At 72.6% G+C, this 18260-nt stretch carries 16 protein-coding genes; all 16 read right to left on the bottom strand.

The annotated features are described in order from the left end of the window. On the bottom strand, positions 1 to 309 hold the full coding sequence (locus LTT61_RS08200) for a transposase (RefSeq protein WP_233019326.1): 309 nt from the start codon (positions 307 to 309) through the stop codon (positions 1 to 3). A gap of 28 nt (positions 310 to 337) precedes the next feature. Continuing rightward, positions 338 to 2962 carry a hypothetical protein gene (locus tag LTT61_RS08205; protein WP_233019327.1) on the bottom strand — a complete coding sequence of 875 codons (2625 nt, stop codon included), beginning with the start codon at positions 2960 to 2962 and terminating at the stop codon, positions 338 to 340. Between the two features lie 7 nt (positions 2963 to 2969). Then, complete coding sequence (locus LTT61_RS08210; protein ID WP_233019328.1) at positions 2970 to 4460, bottom strand: SCO6880 family protein; 1491 nt, start codon at positions 4458 to 4460, stop codon at positions 2970 to 2972. Then, positions 4457 to 5938: a hypothetical protein gene (locus tag LTT61_RS08215; RefSeq protein ID WP_233019329.1), complete on the bottom strand. Its 1482-nt coding sequence runs from the start codon at positions 5936 to 5938 to the stop codon at positions 4457 to 4459. The genes LTT61_RS08210 and LTT61_RS08215 overlap by 4 nt, the downstream gene beginning before the upstream one ends. Positions 5939 to 5966: 28 nt before the next feature. Further along, positions 5967 to 6785 carry a hypothetical protein gene (locus LTT61_RS08220; RefSeq protein ID WP_233019330.1) on the bottom strand — a complete coding sequence of 273 codons (819 nt, stop codon included), beginning with the start codon at positions 6783 to 6785 and terminating at the stop codon, positions 5967 to 5969. Positions 6786 to 6804: 19 nt separating this feature from the next. After that, positions 6805 to 7428 carry a hypothetical protein gene (locus tag LTT61_RS08225; RefSeq protein ID WP_233019331.1) on the bottom strand — a complete coding sequence of 208 codons (624 nt, stop codon included), beginning with the start codon at positions 7426 to 7428 and terminating at the stop codon, positions 6805 to 6807. A 29-nt stretch (positions 7429 to 7457) separates the two neighbouring features. Continuing rightward, entirely contained in the window at positions 7458 to 7715 is a 258-nt protein-coding gene (locus tag LTT61_RS08230) for a hypothetical protein (protein WP_378612749.1), read from the bottom strand. Continuing rightward, positions 7712 to 8005 carry a hypothetical protein gene (locus LTT61_RS08235; protein ID WP_233019332.1) on the bottom strand — a complete coding sequence of 98 codons (294 nt, stop codon included), beginning with the start codon at positions 8003 to 8005 and terminating at the stop codon, positions 7712 to 7714. Before LTT61_RS08235 ends, LTT61_RS08230 begins: the two co-directional genes overlap by 4 nt. 46 nt (positions 8006 to 8051) lie before the next feature. Then, a complete protein-coding gene (locus tag LTT61_RS08240; protein WP_233019333.1) occupies positions 8052 to 8525 on the bottom strand; it encodes a hypothetical protein in 474 nt (157 codons plus the stop codon). 179 nt (positions 8526 to 8704) lie between these two features. Beyond that, the gene (locus tag LTT61_RS08245) at positions 8705 to 9478 is read right to left on the bottom strand and encodes a hypothetical protein (protein ID WP_233019334.1); all 774 of its coding nucleotides are present in this window, start codon (positions 9476 to 9478) and stop codon (positions 8705 to 8707) included. Between the two features lie 15 nt (positions 9479 to 9493). Continuing rightward, the gene (locus tag LTT61_RS08250) at positions 9494 to 10852 is read right to left on the bottom strand and encodes a hypothetical protein (protein WP_233019335.1); all 1359 of its coding nucleotides are present in this window, start codon (positions 10850 to 10852) and stop codon (positions 9494 to 9496) included. A 58-nt stretch (positions 10853 to 10910) separates the two neighbouring features. Continuing rightward, positions 10911 to 12515, bottom strand: coding sequence for a cutinase family protein (locus tag LTT61_RS08255; RefSeq protein ID WP_233019336.1), 1605 nt, complete (start codon positions 12513 to 12515; stop codon positions 10911 to 10913). 359 nt (positions 12516 to 12874) lie between these two features. Continuing rightward, positions 12875 to 15256 (bottom strand): RelA/SpoT family protein, encoded by a 2382-nt coding sequence (locus LTT61_RS08260; protein WP_233019337.1) that lies wholly within the window; start codon positions 15254 to 15256, stop codon positions 12875 to 12877. 116 nt (positions 15257 to 15372) lie between these two features. Continuing rightward, on the bottom strand, positions 15373 to 15990 hold the full coding sequence (locus LTT61_RS08265) for an NUDIX hydrolase (RefSeq protein WP_233019338.1): 618 nt from the start codon (positions 15988 to 15990) through the stop codon (positions 15373 to 15375). Positions 15991 to 16014: 24 nt separating this feature from the next. Then, a complete protein-coding gene (locus LTT61_RS08270; RefSeq protein WP_233019339.1) occupies positions 16015 to 17289 on the bottom strand; it encodes an adenylosuccinate synthetase in 1275 nt (424 codons plus the stop codon). Further along, a complete protein-coding gene (locus tag LTT61_RS08275; RefSeq protein ID WP_233019340.1) occupies positions 17286 to 18221 on the bottom strand; it encodes a hypothetical protein in 936 nt (311 codons plus the stop codon). The genes LTT61_RS08270 and LTT61_RS08275 overlap by 4 nt, the downstream gene beginning before the upstream one ends. Between the last annotated feature and the right edge of the window lie 39 nt (positions 18222 to 18260).

The following is an 18260-nucleotide window of genomic DNA, read 5'->3' on the forward strand; positions in this document are numbered from 1 at the left end:
TCACGTGCGGCGCCGGGACTCGTTCAGGGTGTCGGCGAGGGTCCGGTTCATCTCGGCGGCGGCGGCGAGCTGCTGCTGCAGCAGCGCCACCTTGCGGCGCAGCGCCGCCGCGTCCATCCGCTCCAGGCTCGGCCCCTCGGCGGCCCGCACCCAGTTGCGCACCGAGTTGGTGTGCACGCCGATCTGATCGGCCACCACCCGGCACGCCTCCGACTCGCTGCTCAGCGTGCTCGCCAGCGCGAGCACCTGCTGCACCGCCGCCTGCCGCACCTCGGGTGAGACCCGGCGGTACGACCGGTGCGGCATCATCGGCCGCACCTCGCATCCACCGCGGTACTCACGCCGCGCTCCCGGAATCACCACGCCGGGTGGACTCGGTGAACTCGCTGAACCGCTGGTTGGTCTCGTGGATTCCGCTCTCCTTCTCGGAGAGCGTGAACTCCATGTGGAACGGGATGCCCGGCCTGCGGTCCTCGCCGATCTTGAGCAGGAACTTGCCGGTGCCGGGCGGCGACGGCCGCTGCTGCCCCGGTTTGAGCGCCTCGCCGGTGAGCGCCTGCGGCGCCGACCAGCTGGTCACCATCTCCTGCTCGGCCGCGGTGAACGGCACCGTGCTGTCCAGCCGGTGCAGCTCCTCGGCGGGCAGCGCGCCGAAGATCTTGGCGCGCGCACGTTCCAGGAAGCCGAGCGCCTTGGCGATGGCCGCGTCGGAGCCGAGCGCCTGCAGGTCCTTGATGGTGTGGCTGATCATGATCAGCGCGGTCGCGATGGTGCGCTGCAACCGGGTCAGCTCGTCCACCCGGTCGACCATGAAGTCACCGAGGCCGAGCACCTGCCACAGCTCGTCCATGACCACCTGGAAGTAGCGCTGCGGGCCGAGCCCGGCGTCGGCGAGCACGTGCGCCGCCTCGACCGAGGCGAAGCCGTCCGCCCAGCAGGCGAGCATGACCGCGGCCTTGAGCTTCTTGTCGCCGGTGGGGATGTGCGAGACGTCGATCGCCACCGCCACCGCGGAGGTGTCGATCGGCACCGAGGTCTGGCCGTTGAAGATCGCGCCGAACGGGCCCTGGGTGAGCGCGCGCAGCGAGCGCCGCAGGTTCTTGATCGCGACCTGGTACTCGGCCTCGTCGTCGGCGCCCGCGTCGAGCATGAGCTCCTCGCCGCCGTCCACGATCACCTCGAGCAGGTTCTCCATGATCGGCGGGCTGTCCGGGGTGTAGCCGCTGCCCGGGCGGTACAGGACGCGCAGCGCGGTGGAGATCAGCGTCTCCTCGTAGTCGCGCACCCTGGCCCCGCGGACCAGCTCGACCAGCCCGGCGATCAGCGTGACCTGCCTGGCGCGCAGATCCTGCAGCACCTGCAGCTGGAGCTCCGGCATCTCGTCCAGCAGCGGCACCACCGAGCCGAGCACCCCCGCGGCCAGCGGGTTCAGCTGGCCGTGGCCGTAGCCGAGGTCGATCACCTGGCCGCCGACCATCTCCACCATCTTGCGGTAGTCCGGTTTGACGTCGGCCAGGATGAGCGGGGTGATGCCCTGGGCGATGCCGCCGAGCACGATCCGGCGCACCAGCGAGGACTTGCCGAAGCCGTTCAGCCCGAGCACGAACAGGCTCGGCGCGGTGATGAAGCTGCCGCGCAGGAACCAGTTCATCGGGTCGAAGCAGACCGGGGCGCCGGTGTGCAGGTGCGAGCCGAGCGGGGTGCCGATCAGCGGCGCGCCCGCGCCGACCGACCACGGCCAGAGCCCGGCCACCTGGGCGGTGGTGGCGCGGTACTCGACCGGGCGGCCGACCACGTTCATCCGGCCGCCGCCGGGGCCCGCGTAGCCGCGGTCGGTGAGCTGCGCGGTGGCGCGGTCGAAGCCGTCCTCGTGCGACTGCTCGGTGCGGGCGGCGGCGTTGCGGCGGCGGGCGTCGTCGGTGGTGATCCGGAACTGCGCCCAGACCGCGCGCAGGCCGTTCTGTTCGCGGGCGATCGCCTCCAGCTGGGTGCGGGTGGCGTCGTCCAGGACCGAGGGGCCCTGCTGCTTGCGCTTGTCGGCGCGGGCCTTGGCGCGGCGGGCGGCCGGGTCGGCGTTGCCCATGGCGCGGTCGGCGGTGTAGTCCGGCTTCTGGTCGCGGCGGTCGCGGCCGGGTTGCCGCTCCTTGCGCAGGTTCGCCGGGCGGGGGCGGCGCGGAGCGGGCGGCTCCGGCTGGCGGCGCGGGGCGACGTCGTCCGGGGAGCGCCTGGCCACCTCGCCCTCGGCGCGGCGCGGTGCGGAGCCGCGCCGCGCCTCGGCGGCGGCGCGCGCGGATTCCGCCGCGCGGCGGCCGTTCTCGACCGGATCCCGGCCGGATTCCGGCGCCCGGCGCGCGCCCTCGGCCGGCGGGCGGCGCACGGTATCGCCGTCCACCGCCGCACGGCGCGGGTCGGCGGCCGGGCGTCGGCCGGTGTCGCCATCGATGGCGGCGCGGCGCGCCTCCGCCGCCGGGCGGCCCGATTCGGGTGCCCGCCGCTCGGCGGCGGGTCGGCGACCGGTGTCGCCGGCGGCGGCCGCGCGCCGCGCGTGGGCGGACGAGCGACCCGATTCCGGCGCCCGCCGGGGATCCTCGGCGCTCGGGGGGCGTTCGGCGTCGTTCGCCGCGCGCCGCCCCTCGCCCGATTCCGGTGCCCGGCGGGCACTCTCGGCCGCCGGGCGGCGGCGCTCGGGTGCGCGGCGGGGTTCGGGCCTGCCGTCCCCCGCCGGCGCCTCCGGATCGCGCTCCCGCGGTGGGGCGTCCGGCGCGCGGCGCCCGCGCGGGCGCCCCGCACTGTCCGGCGGCTCCAGGGTCGGCGGCAGCGGCCTGCGCCGGGGCGGCTCGGCTAGCGCCGGGTCCGGCCACTGTTCGTGGTCGGCGCGGTTCTCGCGCGAGTCGCGCCGCGAGCCGCGGCGCGCCGGAGCGCTCTCCCGGTCCCGGACCGGTGGTTCGTAGTCACGTGCCATGGATCGCTCACCCCGCCAATGCCTTCGGAATGGTCGCGTGCTCCGGCAGGATGACACCGCACCCGAGGGAAGCCGCGAAAGCCGCCGCCTGGTACCGGTAGCACCGCCGGATCTTCAACCGCGCCTGTGTGGACAGGTCGCGGGTAATCGCCTCGATGCGCGGCAGATCTCCGCGCATCGGTTCGGTGATGGTCACGAGCGCGCCGAACCGCGTAACGCCGTGACCACGTGCCTGTTCCTCTCGCGCCTGCTGGGTGGCGCCCACCCGCAGGGTTGCCGCGGCCGACACGACGCCGCGTTCGCTCTGCTGCGCCACCAGCGCGTTCTTGAAGTCGTCGTCGACGATCTCGGCGGCGTCCGCGGCCGAGTGCGGCCGGTACACGATGGCGATCCGCTTGCGCGGCACCTCCGGGTTCGGCGCCAGCAGGCGCTGCAGCACCCGCTCGTCGACGGCGCCCTCGGGGGCGGCGTCCATCTCCCAGGTGACCGAGCGGCCGCCGTCGTGCAGCAGGTGGTCCCATTTCTCGTCGTGCGAGACCGGCCCGGCGTCGGCCCAGTCCAGGCCGTGCCCGCCGGGCTCGCCCGCGGCGACCTCGAGGTCGGCCTGCGCGGCCGGGTCGTAGCTGCGCCGGATGAAGGCGATGACCTCCTCGGCCGCCATCGGCTGCGCGCGCACCCCCGCCTCGGCGAGCGCGGCGCAGATGCCGGGCAGCCTGCGCCCGATCTCCACCGCCTCCTCGGCCGGGTTCTTGCGCCGCTCGGCGGTGGTGGCCTTGAAGGTGATCGCGACCCGGGGCAGCAGCTGCACCCGCTCCTGCGGCAGCTCGGTGGCGAGCTCGTACATCACCTGCTGCGCCAGGTCCGGCGCGTCCGGGCGGGTGATGGTGGAGACCTCGGTGAGCAGCCGGTTGCCGGTCTCCGGCACGGTGTCGATCACCGGGACGACGGCGATGATGTCGCTGGTCTGGCCGACCGAGGCGAGGAAGGTGCCCCAGGCCGAGACCCAGCGGTCGATGACCGGCTGGTCCACCGCCTCGTGCCCCTGCGGCCAGGCCCGCAGCACCACCGTGTACTGCGCGAACTGCGGCAGGTGGATCATGCCGAAGCTGTAGCCGCCCGCGTCGATGCCCTCGTAGAGCTTGGAGGGCGCGAGCAGCCCTGGCAGCCGGGTGACGCCGCCGGGGATCCGGGAGAACCGGCCGCCGCGGTAGACGTGCTCGCCGCGATTGCGCGACCGCATCCAGTTGAACATCATAATTCCCGTCTCGTACCCGGAGCGCCCCCCGGACCGCCACACCAGCGGAACCATCACGACGACACCGACGCCGCCGACGATCACCCCCCATTGGAAGCCGCCGACCATCGCGCAGATCAGCGCGGTGATCACGACGACGAAACCGATGACGGTCTCCTCCCAGCGCAGGCCGAACAGACCTGCGCTGCGGGGCTTCTGCCAGAGGCCGTAGGACCGGCGCTCGTAGGTGTCGGTGCTCGTCATCGCGGAATGGTGCTCCTTCCGAGATCGGGCGACCGGTTGGCCCAGCGGTCACCTGCCATGTCGCCCATGGCCTGATCCGCCCGGTTCAACCCCGAGGTGGCGGCGCGCGCGGACGCGACCCGGCCCGCCACCCGGGATGCCCCGGAGGCTACCCCGCCCGCCCCCGCCGGCCCGGAGGCGCGCGCAGCGGGCGGGGCCGCGGCAGCGCCCGCGCCGCCGCCACCACCGCGCGGCGGGGTCGGGCGCGGCGACGGCCGCATCCCGCCCGCGCCACCCGGCGGGCGCGGCCCGGTACCGCTGCCGCTGACGTAGCCGGCCCGGCCGGGCGCGGCGGCGGTGCGGGTGCCGACCGCCTTGGTGCCCATGGCACCGAGCGCGGCCGCCGCGACCAGCGTGCCGCCGGTCGCGGTGAGGCCGGAGCCGCCGCTGCCGACGATGGCGACCGCGGGGGTCACCAGCCGCATCAGCGCGGGCAGCACGAAGGCGACCGAGCAGAGCAGCACGATGGCGACCAGCATGCGCTGCGCCTCCTCGCCCTCCGGCAGCCCGCCGGTGGGGGTGAGGCCGTCCACGTGCCCGGCGGTGGTGAAGGCGATCATGTAGACGATGGCGGCCACCGGTTTGTAGAGCATGAAGGCGATGATCCAGCCGACCAGTTTCTGGTAGGAGGACTTGCCGAGGTCCATCCCGGACGACGCCGCGGCCAGCGGAAGTACCCCCGCCGCGATGATCAGCAGCCCCTGCCTGACGATGGCGAGCACGATCTGCGCCAGCGCGCCGAGCAGCCCGACGATCGCGATGATCAGCACCAGCCCCGGCGAGAACGCCTGCAGCTTGCTGGTCTTCACCATCAGCTCGGCCATGTCCTTGGCGTTGCCGTTCGTGGCGTCCTGGATGAGCCAGTCCGCGAAACGATCCGACGCCTGGGTGCCCGCCACGATCACCGCGCCGAGCATCCAGGAGCTGAACACCACCCGGGCGAACATCCGGAAGGACTCGGCCGCCTCGCTCACGGCGGCCCCGCGTCTGGCCGCGGCCAGCCGCGCGCCGGAGAGGATCACCGAGGCGATGAGCAACAATATCTGGATCTGGTACGTGTACTCGTTGATCTTGGTGAAGAGCGACCCGGAGTCGCTCGCCGCCTCGTTCGGCACCCGCATCCAGAAGGTCAGCGACAGCACGATGGCCTCGCCGAGGCCGTTCATCAGCGAGTCGACCACCTTGCCGAAGGTGGAGTCCCACGCCTTGTCCTTGACGGCGGTCGCGGCATCGACCGGATGCGAGGCGGCATTGCCCGCCTTGCAGACCGCCGATGCCGCGTCCCCCAGCGAGACGCCGGGAATGCCGACGCTGTCGAGGGTGTCGTGCAGCTCGTTGCACGCCTCGTCGAAGCCGTAGGTCTGGCCGTAGGCGATCATCGGCGTCGCCATCGTCACCGTGAAGACGACCGCGAGAATCGTGATTATCCGCCGTAGCATGGCATCCACCCCTCGATGTAGTGCCTGGTCACCATCGGGTCCACCCCTCGAGCGTCTCGAGATACTCGGTCTGCGAGTTGGTCGACGAGGTCGGCTTGAGCCGCCAGTCGCCCGCGTCCCACACCACCACGAGCCGGACGGCGGCCCACAGCTGCTTGCCGTCGACGACCGGGCCGCGGGCGGCGAGCCGCACGATGGCCAGGTCGTCGGCGTAGTCGTCGATCTTGAAGGCGTCCGGGGCCACCAGGTACCTGGTGACCTTCTCCGGCTGCTGCTCCGGCAGTTTGTCCGCGGCCAGCGCGTTCTCGTACGCGGAGAGCTGCTGCGGCGAGACCCGCACCTGGGTGACGTACAGGTCGCGGTTGGCCGGGCGCGCGTTCAGCCGGTAGGTGATCTGCGCGGCGGCCAGCGCGGCGCCCTGCGGGGTGTGCGCGTAGCCGACCGCGAGGCCGTTCTCGATCCGCGCCGGGCCGTCCGAGGTGGAGAACGGCACCGAGGCGCCGTAGACCCGCTGCCAGCCCTGCGGCGCGGTGGTCCCGATCGGGGCGGCGGTGAGCCAGGCCGGGTCGCCCGGCCTGCGCTGCTTGGTCGCGTCCTGCGGCAGCGGCTGCCCCGCGGAGTTGTTCGGGATGTCGACCCGGCGACCGAGGAAATCCGCCTCCGGGGAGGCGAAACCGGTTCCCGTTCCGGTGTTCCCGGCCGGTGGCAGCGCGACGGTGGCGTCGGCGTCGCCCCGGTTCAGGTAGACGACGAAGCCGACGATCAGGATCAGCGCCAGCACCGCGCCGGAGGCGACGACGCCGAAGGAGACGCGGTCGCGCGGCGGCGCGGAATCCTTGCCGCTCACGGCACCTCCCCCCGCCCGCTCACTTCGGGGCCTCCAGCTTCACGATCTCCGCGGGCACCTGATCCACCGCGTCCACCGGCCGCACGGTCGACTCCGGGTCGGGCAGCCGCAGCCGCCAGTCCTCGTCGAACCACTCGACGGTGGTGTGCGTGACGGCGCGCGAGGAGTCCGAGTACTCGGTGTAGACGTCGACCGTGGAGCGCTCGTCGGTGTAGCCGGTCACCCGGTACCCCAGCACCCGCGGCGCGTACTCGGCGGCGGCCGGGCCGGTGATCGAGAGCTGCACCCGGTTGATCGCCCACTCGTCGCGCGCGGGGCCGGGCACGACCTCCCGGTTCACCACCTGCGACCACTGCCCGTCCGGCGCGATGGAGAGCCGGACGGTGTGCACGATGGCGGCCACCGCCGCGCCGGGCGGCGAGTGGTCGAAGCCGGTCGCCGCGCCGTCCGCGCCGGAGCGCGGCCCCTGGTCGGCGTGCGGCAGCGCGACGCCCTGGAAGGACTGCCAGCGCACATTGCTCGGGGCGGCGTTCAGGTCGGGGCCGGACGCACCGGCACCATCGCCGCCGCCGCAGGCGGTGGTCGCGGCGAGCAGCAGCGCGATGCCGACCGCGCCCGCACCGGGTCTCTGGATTCGATTCATGATGCTGGAGCTCCCCCTGACCGTCGGCGTCACGCAGGCAGGAACGCGAGTGCGATGCCGGAGGCGGTACTGGCCACGATCGCGCCGAGCAGGCTCATGAGCACGCCGAAGGAGGCGTCGTTCACGGCCAGATCGGATTTGAAGGCCATCCAGAGCCGCCCCGCGGACAGGATCATCCAGGCCAGGCAGACCAGCAGCACGAACCAGAGCAGCCAGTTCAGCAGCTGCATCAGCGGCTCGAGCACGTCGGCAGGCATCTGTTTGTAGGCGAGCACGGCCGACCTCACGTCCCGATGACGGCGTTCATGATGGTGCCCGCGCTGGTCGCGACGACGCCGCCGATCATGGCGCCCGCCACCATCTTCGGCGACTCCAGCCCGCCGCCGGTCCACCGCTCCCAGGCGAACTTGCCACCCGCGTAGATGATCGCGACGATTCCGGCGAGCAGCACGAACCAGGTGAGGTAGCGGACCAGCTGGAGGATCTTCTCGGATCCGGGCGGCGCCTCCGGTGTCGGGTTGCCGACCTGGGCAAGGACAATGCCCGCGTCCTGTACGGCCAAGAGCAGCGCGCTCATCCGGATACCTTTCTCGAAGCGGAGATGACGTGGTTCGACACGGCGTTCACTCCTCGAACATCCGCTCGTCGGCGTCGTAGCTGGATTCGCGCAGGGCGGAGCGGGCCGCCGCGACGATCTCGGAGCCGAGCCGGTGGATCTCCGGCGGCACCTCGTCGAGCGGATCGATCCGGCGCTTGCGCGGCAGCTGCACGTCTCCCGGCGTCCACACCGGCAGTTTCTCCGGCTCCACCAGGGTCCACTCCTCGACCCACGGCACCTGCCAGAGCTGGCCGGCGAGTGAGCCGACCACGTCGCGGTACCTGCGGATCTCGGCGGGCAGCCTGCCGGGGCGGGCGGCGACGGTGACCAGGCCGAGCACATCCGCGCGCCCGGCGTAGCCGGAGAGGTGCTGGCGGAGCAGATCGTGCGCACGGGTCAGCCCCGGGATGGTCTCCCTGGCGACGAGGACGACGAACGGCGATTCACGCTCGAAGACGCCGGGCCAGCGGCGGCTCGAATCCGCCACTGGCGCAAGCACATGCGCGAGCGTACTGGCTCCGGCGCCCCCGTGTACACCCAGCACCCAGACCAGCGGCGCACGCCCGATTCCGGGCACCGGACGCTGCCAGATGGGAGCACGCCGGGACTCCGGCGGCGCGATCACGCCCGCCGTTCCCGGCTCCGGAGCGGAGCGGCGCGGAAGTTTCATGGCCGCAGTCATGATGCCACGCTGCGCAGTAGCTCGTCGTAGGCCGCCCGGGTGGTCTCGGCCAGCTCGCCGTGCTGCACCAGCTCGCCGCGGGCCAGGTGCGGGTCGTACGGGATCTCGCGGATCTCGTGCACCCAGCCGGCCAGGTGCTCGCGCAGGTGCTCGGCCACCCGGGAGTCCGAGTCCGGGAGCTGGTGCGAGACCACGATGGTGGTGTCGCCGACGATGCCGCCGCCCGGCCCCTCGTCGGCGGCGCCGAACTGGTCGTCCAGCCACTCCAGCGTCACCCGCAGCCGGTTGGCGGCGTCGGTGCGCGACGGGATCGCCAGGACCAGCGCGATCTCGGCGTCGTCGAGCAGCGGGCGCAGCTGGCGCGCGGCGATCGGGCTGCCGCCGTCGTAGACCGCGGTGAAGCCGGCCTGCGAAACCGCCCGGGCCACGGTCAGATACGTCGCGCGGCGGCGCAGCGGGGCCTCGTCCCGCCAGAGCAGCCCGATCCCGGAGGAGGCCCGGGACAGGCACTCCTTGAGCGGGGCGGGCTCGTCGTCGCCGCGGCCGTAGAGCCACGACTGCAGGCTGATCGGGTGCAGGTGTTCGTCGGCGCCGCGCAGCGCCAGGTCGCCACCCGCGGCGGTGGCGTCGACCGCCACCGTCGGGGTGCCGCCCGCGGCCCGCGCACCCGCGAGCCCGAGCACCGTCGTCGTCGTGCCCGCGCCGCCACAGCCCCCGACCACCAGGATCGGTCGCTGCCGGTCGGCCCGGGAACTCCAGTCCTCTCCCATCGCTACTGCTCTCCTCTACCCGGCCGCGATGCCCGTGATCAGGGTGCGGCCGCCGATCTCCGCGGTGGTGACCGTCTGCCTGCTGTAGGACGCGGGGACTCCACCCGGCCGCTGTTCGGTGACCTCGACCGAATACCGATTGTCGCCCACCCCGGTGATCCGCACGCAGTGCGTGGTTCCGGCCGGGATGGAGTCGATTCCGCGCTGGATCACCTCGGCAGGCGAGACCGCGGCCTGCGGCGCGACCAGCTGCCGCGCGGAGGCGCCGCTGCGGTCCACGTAGTACGCGTACTGGAAGGCGAGGATGGCGTCCGGCCCGGACATCGCCCCGCCCCGGCCCGCGCCGCGCACCTCGGTCGGGGTGCGGCCGGCCGGACACTCGGCGGCCGGGCCGCCCGCGCTGCTGAACTGCATGGCCGAGGGGACGACCGGGGCCGAGCCGGTGCGGTCGGCGCCCGAGCCGAGCAGGTAGACCACGCCGAAGGCGGCCAGTACCAGCAGCAGCACCGCGACGCCGAGCACGACGAAGGCGCGGCGGCGCTTGCCCTCCGTCGGCGGGGCCTGCTCGCGCACCGCGAGCGGGCCGGGCAGGGTGCGCACCGTGCCGTCGTCGTCCCGGCCGGGCGCGGCCGCCGGGGGCGGGCCCGCGCCGACCCAGTCCGACCAGCCGCCGACGAATTCGCTGCGCTGCGCGGTGACGTCGCTGGGCACGTAGTTGTCGAAGCGGTCGTCGCCCTGCCACTGCTCGCGCTCGCCGCGGTGCGCGTCGATCGGGGTGACGGTGTCGCCGCCGAGGTCGGCGTCGGCGAACAGGTCGGCGTCGTCCAGCGGGTCCGGCGGTTGCGGGCGCAGCCGCGGGGTGGCGGCGGCTTCGGCGGCCGCCGCCTCCTCGGCCTCGCGCTCCCAGGGGAACTTGAGTTCGTCGTCGATCTCGTCCAGCGGGGTGGTCGCGGAGGTGCCGGAATCGACCTGGAGCACCTCGGCATCGATCACCGGGGGTGGTGGTGCCACCGGCTCCACATTCTCGGGCTCACTGCCCGCGGCCGGGATGACCACGGATTCCGCCGGGGCTTCGACGAGCACGGGCTCGACGACCTCCGGCTCGACGACCTCCGCCACGATCGGCGGCTCCTGCGCGCGCTCGGCCCCCTTGTCCAGCGCGATCGGCGGCCGCTCCGCGTCCGCGGCGGGTTGCTCCGGGTTCGTCCGACGCCCCTCGACGGCGTCGGCCGGGTCTACCGAGAGGAGCGGTGTGCCCGGCGGCGCGGCGTCGGGGTCGGGATCGGGGGCTGCCGGATGCTCCGGCGCGGCGGCCGCGGCCTCCGGCTCCAGCGCCCCGTACCATCGCGACAGTTGTTTGTACGACTTCAACATTCCCCCATTCCCGCTGATCGGGGCGCGTGCTGCGGCATCAATCGGCCCTTCTCGGCGTTCAGTTCCTGGAGAACGGATAGGCGTTGCCTGCGGAATCGGGTCGGTCGGCGGGGGGCGCCGACGGCACCGAGCCTCCGGAGGAGGCGCCGTCGACTCCACTCCCGAAGGGGAATTGTCCCGTACCCGACGGAGCCGGTGTCGGAGACGCGCCGGAGCTGCCGTCGAAGAATCCGGTCGGCACCTTCGGGGCCGCTCCGGACGGCTTCCCGCCGCTGCCGATGGTCGCGTGGATGTCGTGCGCCGTCGCCGCGAGCCAGTCGGCCACGAACTGGGTCGGCGCGTCGCCGGTGGCCGAGACGGCGGCATTGCCGTAGGCGCCGTGCCGCTGCACCGTGTCCCAGTAGCGGACCCAGGTGGTGATGTTCAGCAGCTCGCTGTTGTCGGTGATGTTCTGCACCACCGCCTCGAAGGCCTGGGTCACCAGGCGGGAGACCGTGGTCGGCGGAATCAGCTGCGGGATCGCGCCGAGCAGCTTGGTGCCGAGCAGGAGCAGCGCGGCGGGCGGGTTGCTCAGCGCGGCCGTCGCGAGTTCGGCGATCGCGGTCGGGTTGAGTACCGTCTTCACCACGGTGACCACCGCGTTCAGCCCGATCATGCCGACCTTGAGCACGGCCTTGAAGGCGCCGTTCAGATCGAGCGGGGTGCGCGGGTCGGAGGCGTCGGCCAGCCGCTGCGAGATCGACTGCTTCGGCGCGATCGAGAGATTCGCGAGCGAGGTACCGGAGACGTCCTCGTTCACCACCCTGGTGGCGGTCTTGATCGAGGTGAAGGCCAGCGCCTGCGAGATGGAGACCAGCGAGGCGATCGGGTCGCCGCCGCTCAGCTTGGCCTGGCCGGCGATATTGGCCACCGCCTTGAGGATCGGCGCGCCCTCGGGGGCGTCACACGCGAGATCGCCTGCGGCACAGAAGCTCGCGACCCGGCCGGTGAGCGAGCCGAAGTTGGCCGCCCGGTCCCGCTCGGGGCCGATGCCGCCGCCGGTGGCAGGCGCCTGCGGCAGCGCGGCGATGCTCGCGATCTCGTCACCGGAGACGCCGGGGGCGGCGTCCGGGGCGGCCTTGCCCGGTGCGCCGGGGAAGAGCGGGGCGCCCGGATTGCGGGTGGGGTCACCGAAGAGCGCGACGGCCGCGACCTTGTCGGCGGCCAGCACGCCGTGCCCCTGCCCGACCTCCTGCGCGAACATCGAGGCGACGTGCGCGCCCTGCGAGTACCCGACGATCGCGAAACGGGTCTCACCGCAGCGGTCGGCGACCTGCTTGGCCATGGTGCGCAGCCGGACCAGCCCGCCGGTGATGGACTCCGAGTACGGGGCCTGCTGGCCGCCGACGGCGCCGCCGAAACCCGCCTCGTACGGCACATAGGCGCGGTCGACCAGCCCCGGATCGCTCGCCTTGGCCAGCAGCGGCCGGAAGACGGTGGAGAGCATGCCGGTGTCGGTGGTCGGCGCGGCGTCCGGCGAGGACTCACCGGTGCCCTGGATCCCGAGCGCGTACAGCGCGGGACACGACGCGATCTCCAGCTCCGTGGAGGGCCCGGCAGGTGGCTGCGCGGCGGCGGTGCCCGTGGTCGCGGTCGCCACAGCGACGGCGAACGCGACGAGCATTCCCGAGATTCTTCCCGTGTACGTTGCCATAGCGGTTCGCAATCAGTCCGTATCGCCGAGCCAACAGGACGCTTCGAAACGCAATAGACCGTAACAGATTCCGGCTATGACTGCGGGCGCGGCGGAAACATTCCGCAGGACACCGTGGTGTCCACGACACATCGACGGCAATCGCTCGGCGGCACACCGCAAGTTTCCGATTTCCACGCGTGGCGCCGGGTACGCCGCGCGGCAGGGAACGGCCGCGGGGAGGAAGTTACCACCGTCACGGCCGTTATGGGGCGAATTGCGGGCAAACAGATCGGTGTTCGTGTCGCGCCGCAAGATCGAACCACTGCCCCAGCACTGCCTGTGCCGGATTACGCCGCCGAGGTCACCCGGTAGACGTCGTAGACGCCCTCCACGTTGCGGACGACGTTGAGGACGTGGCCGAGGTGCTTGGGGTCGCCCATCTCGAAGGTGAACTTGCTGATGGCGACTCGGTCGCCGTGGGTGGTGACGGAGGCCGAGAGGATATTGACCTTCTCGTCGGCGAGGACCTTGGTGACGTCGGAGAGGAGCCGGGTGCGGTCCAGTGCCTCGATCTGGATGGCCACCAGGAAGACCGAGGATGGCGAGGGCGCCCACTCCACCGCGATGATGCGTTCCTGCTGGTCCTGCAGGGATTCGGCGTTGGTGCAGTCGGTTCGGTGCACGCTGACCGAGCCGCCCCTGGTCACGAAGCCGAGGATGGCGTCGCCGGGGACGGGGGTGCAGCACTTGGCGAGCTTGGCGACCGTGTTCGTCGCACCGGGGATGAGGACGCCCGCGTCGCCGGTGACGCGCTGCCTGGCCGGGGTGCTGGAAGGGGTGGAGCGCTCGGCGAGCTCGTTCTCCACGTCGCCGATGCCGCCGAGCTGGGCCATCAGCCGCTGCACGACGTGCTGGGCCGAGACCTGGTGCTCGCCCACCGCGGTGTAGAGCGCGGAGACGTCGTCGTAGTGCAGCTCCTTGGCCAGCGAGGCCATGGCGTCGGCGCTCATCAGCCGCTGCAGCGGCAGCCCGGAGCGCTTGACCTCCTTGGAGATTTGCTCCTTGCCGGTCTCCAGCGCCTCCTCGCGGCGCTCCTTGGCGAACCACTGCCGGATCTTGGCCTTGGCGCGCGGCGAGACGACGAAGTTCTGCCAATCCCGGCTCGGCCCCGCGTTCTGCGCCTTCGAGGTGAAGATCTCGACGACCTCACCGTTCTCCAGCTGCCGCTCCAGCGCGACCAGCCTGCCGTTCACCCTGGCGCCGATGCACTTGTGCCCGACCTCGGTGTGCACCGCGTAGGCGAAATCGATCGGGGTCGACTTCTGCGGCAGCGTGATCACGTCGCCCTTGGGGGTGAAGACGAAGATCTCCGGCGACTTCAGGTCGAAGCGCAGCGACTCGAGGAACTCGGCCGGGTCCGCGGCCTCGCGCTGCCAATCCAGCAGCTGGCGCATCCAGGACATCTCGTCGACCTCGGTGGAGTCGACGGTGTGCTTGCCCTTGGTCTCCTTGTACCGCCAGTGCGCGGCGATGCCGAACTCGGCGGTCCGGTGCATCTCGTGCGTGCGGATCTGCACCTCGAGTGGCTTGCCGTCCGGGCCGACCACGGTGGTGTGCAGCGACTGGTAGACGCCGTAGCGCGGCTGCGCGATGTAGTCCTTGAACCGGCCCGCCATCGGCTGCCACAGCGAGTGCACCACGCCGACCGCGGCATAGCAGTCGCGGATCTCCTCGCACAGGATGCGGATGCCGACCAGGTCGTGGATGTCGTCGAAGTCCTTACCCTTGACGATCATCTTCTGGTAGATCGACCAGTAGTGCTTCGGCCTGCCCTCGACCACCGCGTTGATCCGGGAATCGGTCAGGTTGTTCACGATCAGCGCGCGCACCCGGGCCAGGTAGGTGTCGCGCGAGGGGGCACGGTCGGCGACCAGGCGGACGATCTCGTCGTACTTCTTCGGGTGCAGGATCGCGAAGGCGAGGTCCTCCAGCTCCCACTTGACCGTGGCCATGCCGAGCCGGTGCGCCAGCGGGGCGATCACCTCGAGCGTCTCGCGCGCCTTCTTCGCCTGCTTCTCCGGCGGAAGGAAGCGCATGGTGCGCATGTTGTGCAGCCGGTCGGCGACCTTGATCACCAGCACCCGGGGGTCGCGGGCCATGGCGATGATCATCTTGCGGATGGTCTCGGCCTCGGCGGCCGCGCCCAGGTTCACCTTGTCCAGCTTGGTGACGCCGTCCACCAGGTGCGCGACCTCGCGGCCGAAGTCGGCGGTGAGCTGCTCCACCGAGTAGCCGGTGTCCTCCACCGTGTCGTGCAGCAGCGCCGCGGTCAGCGTGACGGTGTCCATGCCGAGCTCGGCCAGGATGTTCGCCACCGCGAGCGGGTGCGTGATGTACGGGTCGCCGGACTTGCGGAACTGGTGCTTGTGCCGCTCGTCGGCCACGTCGAAGGCGCGCTGCAGCAGAACCAGGTCGCCCTTGGGGTACAGCTCGCGGTGCACCGTCGCCAGCGGCTCCAGCACCGGCTTCACCGCCGCGATGCCGCGCTGCCCGGTCATCCGCCGAGCCAGCCGGGCCCGAACCCGCCGCGAAGCGGAGGTGGGCACCGCGGCGGAACCGCTGCGCGGGGGCGTGGAAGACGCCTCGGAGGTCGCGGCGGCCTGCTCGGGCTCGGGGCGGGGTTCGTCCGCCGCGTTCCCGGCGTTCACCTCGTCCAGATGCTGAGTCATGCCGCCACCTCTCTGATCACCCCGGTTTCCCGAGGAATTACCCACTTTAGTCCGGTGTTGGATGGCTCGCCTCCGGCTCGCGGGTTCGCGGCCCTGGGAGGTTCGCATCCGGTGGGTCAGGTGTCGAAGGCCCAGACTGCGGCGGGGCGACCCGTGGCCTTCACTCTGCGCCGCTCTTCTGTGCGGGTCAACCCGGGGACGCTCGCGAGGGTCCGGTTCAGGTTGGCGGGGTCCGGCCGGGTGCCGTGCACGGAGGTGGCGAGTTCGACGGCGCGGGTGGCGGGGAACTGGGGGCCGAGGAGGGCGCGGGTGAAGGCGGGGTCTTTCCAGAGCAGGCCGGTGAGGAGGGTGCGGGCGGTGCCGACGATGGCGTTGTGGTCGAAGGCGAGCGGCGGGACGCTGTCGAAGGAGACCCAGTCGGCGGGGCTGTCGTGCGGGCTGAGCACCGCCCACATGGCGATGGAGAGGGTGGGACCGCGCGGGTCGCGGCTGGGTTCGTCGAAGGTGACCAGCTGCCCGATGGCGGCGATGGCGGGTTCGGGGGCGCCGAGTTTGGTGACGAGGGCGCGGTGCGCGGCGGCGACCAGGCGTTCGCCGCGGCCGAGCAGGACGCCGGGCAGCGCGAGCTCACCGGCGAAGGGCGCGTGCCCGCGCGGCGCGACCCCGAGCCGGATGCCTGCGTCCTCCCCCCAGAACCGCAGCGTCACCACATCCACCGATACGACCGACTGCATGGGGGTATTTTCGCGCGGCCGCGATCAGGCCGCGCGAGTGGCAGGGGTGGGGCGGCGATCGGACCGATCCGGGCCGTTACCGGTGAGCAACACGGGGGTACCCAGCTCGCGCTCCAGGTAGGCCGGGATGTCGGCGGGAAGATCGGCCAATTCGGGTGTGGCGGAACGCAGGAGCGCGGTCAGGGACTCCTGGTGGGACAGGTCGCGGCCGGGCCCGACGGGCAGGCGGCGGAGCGGGCCGCCTGGGGTGCGGTAGGCCGTCGCGACGCGGAGCGGGCCGGGGACGTCGAGGTGGTTGACGACCAGCCCGTCGACCCCGCCGCACACCTCGAGCGCGTAGCGCAGCAGCACCAGATCGAGGTGCCCGCGGCGGAACGCGCCCTGGTAGGGGCCGGTGCCGTTGTGCGGCTCGGGGAGGTCGAGCGCCGCGTCCTCGGTGGGGAACGGGCCGTCCCCGTGCCGGGTCTGGTAGCTCCTGGTGACGCCGAGCACGGTGCCGGTGGCGCCGATGCCTGCCAGCAGCGCGCGGGCATTGCTCGGCTCGACCGTCGACCAGGTGGTGTGCGGGTGGAACCCGCGCCACTCGTCGAGCAGCACCCCCTGCGCGCCCTCGAAGACCAGCGGCCCGCGCCGGGCCAGCCGGGCGAGCTCGCCGTCGCCGACGATGCGGACGGCGGCGGCGAACTCCCGGTACATGCCGACCAGCTCGTCCACCGGCTCGTAGCCGAAGCCGCTGCCGTCGAGCAGCGGCGCGTAGTGCGCGGCCAGCGCGGTGAGCAGCGTCCGCAGCCGGTCCGGGTGCGCGCAGTCGGCGACCGTCGGGGCCGCGTGTTCCAGTGCGTAGGAGGCGGTCTCGCCGATCCCGCGCCCGCAGGAGCCGTGCCTGCCCGCGCCGCGGGCCCGCTCCCGCGCCCGGTTCGCGGCGATGTGGATCGGGGTGGTGAGCAGCGCCCTGCCGTCGACGGCGAGCAGCCCGAGCGGGTCCGGCACGCCGAGCACCGCGAGCGCCTCGGCCTCGGCGGCGAGCGCGATCGGCTCCACCAGCACGTGCCGGGAGAGCAGCGTCGGCACCCCGGCGAGGGTGCCCGACCCGAACTGCGCGAAGGTGTGCGTGCGCGCGCCGGCGACGACGGTGTGCGCGGCCTGCGCCCCGCCGTTGAACCGGACGACGGCGGCGGGGCCGAGCCCCGCCGCCGGGGAGCACAGCCAGTCGACCGTCGCCCCCTTGCCCGCGTCCCCGAAGCCGAGGTCGACCACGATCACGTGCGCACCGGGGACGGCGCCGCCGCGTCGGTTCACGCCGTCCGCTTCCCGGGCAGCGCCTTCCGCTCCCCCAGCGTGCGGGCGACCGCGTCGGCCCCGGTGGCGCCGACATCGCGCAGGTCGGCGAGGCCGGTGGCGAGGTCGACCCGGTCCTCGCCGAGCCCGATGGTGAGCGCGATGAGCTCGCAGACCGCGGCCGGGTCGTCCAGCTTCAGGAAGTTCTGCCCGAGCAGCCCGCGCCAGTGCTCCGCGATCTCCGGATCGTGGAAGTAGCTGGACTGGTCGGGCAGGATGAAGTAGACGTGCCAGCGCTCGGCCAGCTCCCGGTAGATCGACTGCACCGAGACGTCCTGCCGCACGCTGTCGCCGATCACGGCGCGGATGTGCCTGCTCGCCAGCCGCGGCTTGTTCAGCTCGTCGCCGATCAGGAACAGGTAGCCGCGCTTGCCGCGCTTGTCCCAGGCGTCGGTGGTGACGTGGGTGGCCATGAAGTAGGCGGCGAGCTCGTAGCTCTCCGACTTCTGGCCGCCGCCACCGCCCTCCAGCAGGATCGAGCGCAGCTGCTCGTCCATCCGGTTGTCCGACTCGAACTGGCCGACCTGCAGCGGCACCCGGTCGCTGTCGGCGTCGCCGATGGCGCCGAAGAGCAGCTGCGGGTCGTCGGCGTAGCCGCGGCTGCGCAGCAGGCCGTGCAGCAGCCCCAGCTTGTTCTGCATGATCCGCGGCACCCGGCCCATCGAACCGGTGACGTCGAAGAGCACCGCGATCGGCAGCGCGGTGCCGTGCTCGTCGGAGTCGCGGCATTCGCGCGCCCGCACCCCGAACGGCTCCAGGCTCGGGTGCGCCCGCCAGCTGTCGTAGGGCCGGTCGCGCACCTCGGCGGTGTAGCCGAAGTCGTCCTCGCCGCGCCGGGCGCGGAAGGTGGCCGCCGCCCGGTAGGCGGTGTCGTCCCAGTGTCCGTATCCCATGTCCGTCTCCTCCCGTGAAGTAGTTTTAGTGTAGGTGAC

This window comes from Nocardia asteroides (assembly GCF_021183625.1).
In the GTDB taxonomy this organism is placed as follows: Bacteria; Actinomycetota; Actinomycetes; order Mycobacteriales; family Mycobacteriaceae; genus Nocardia; species Nocardia asteroides_A.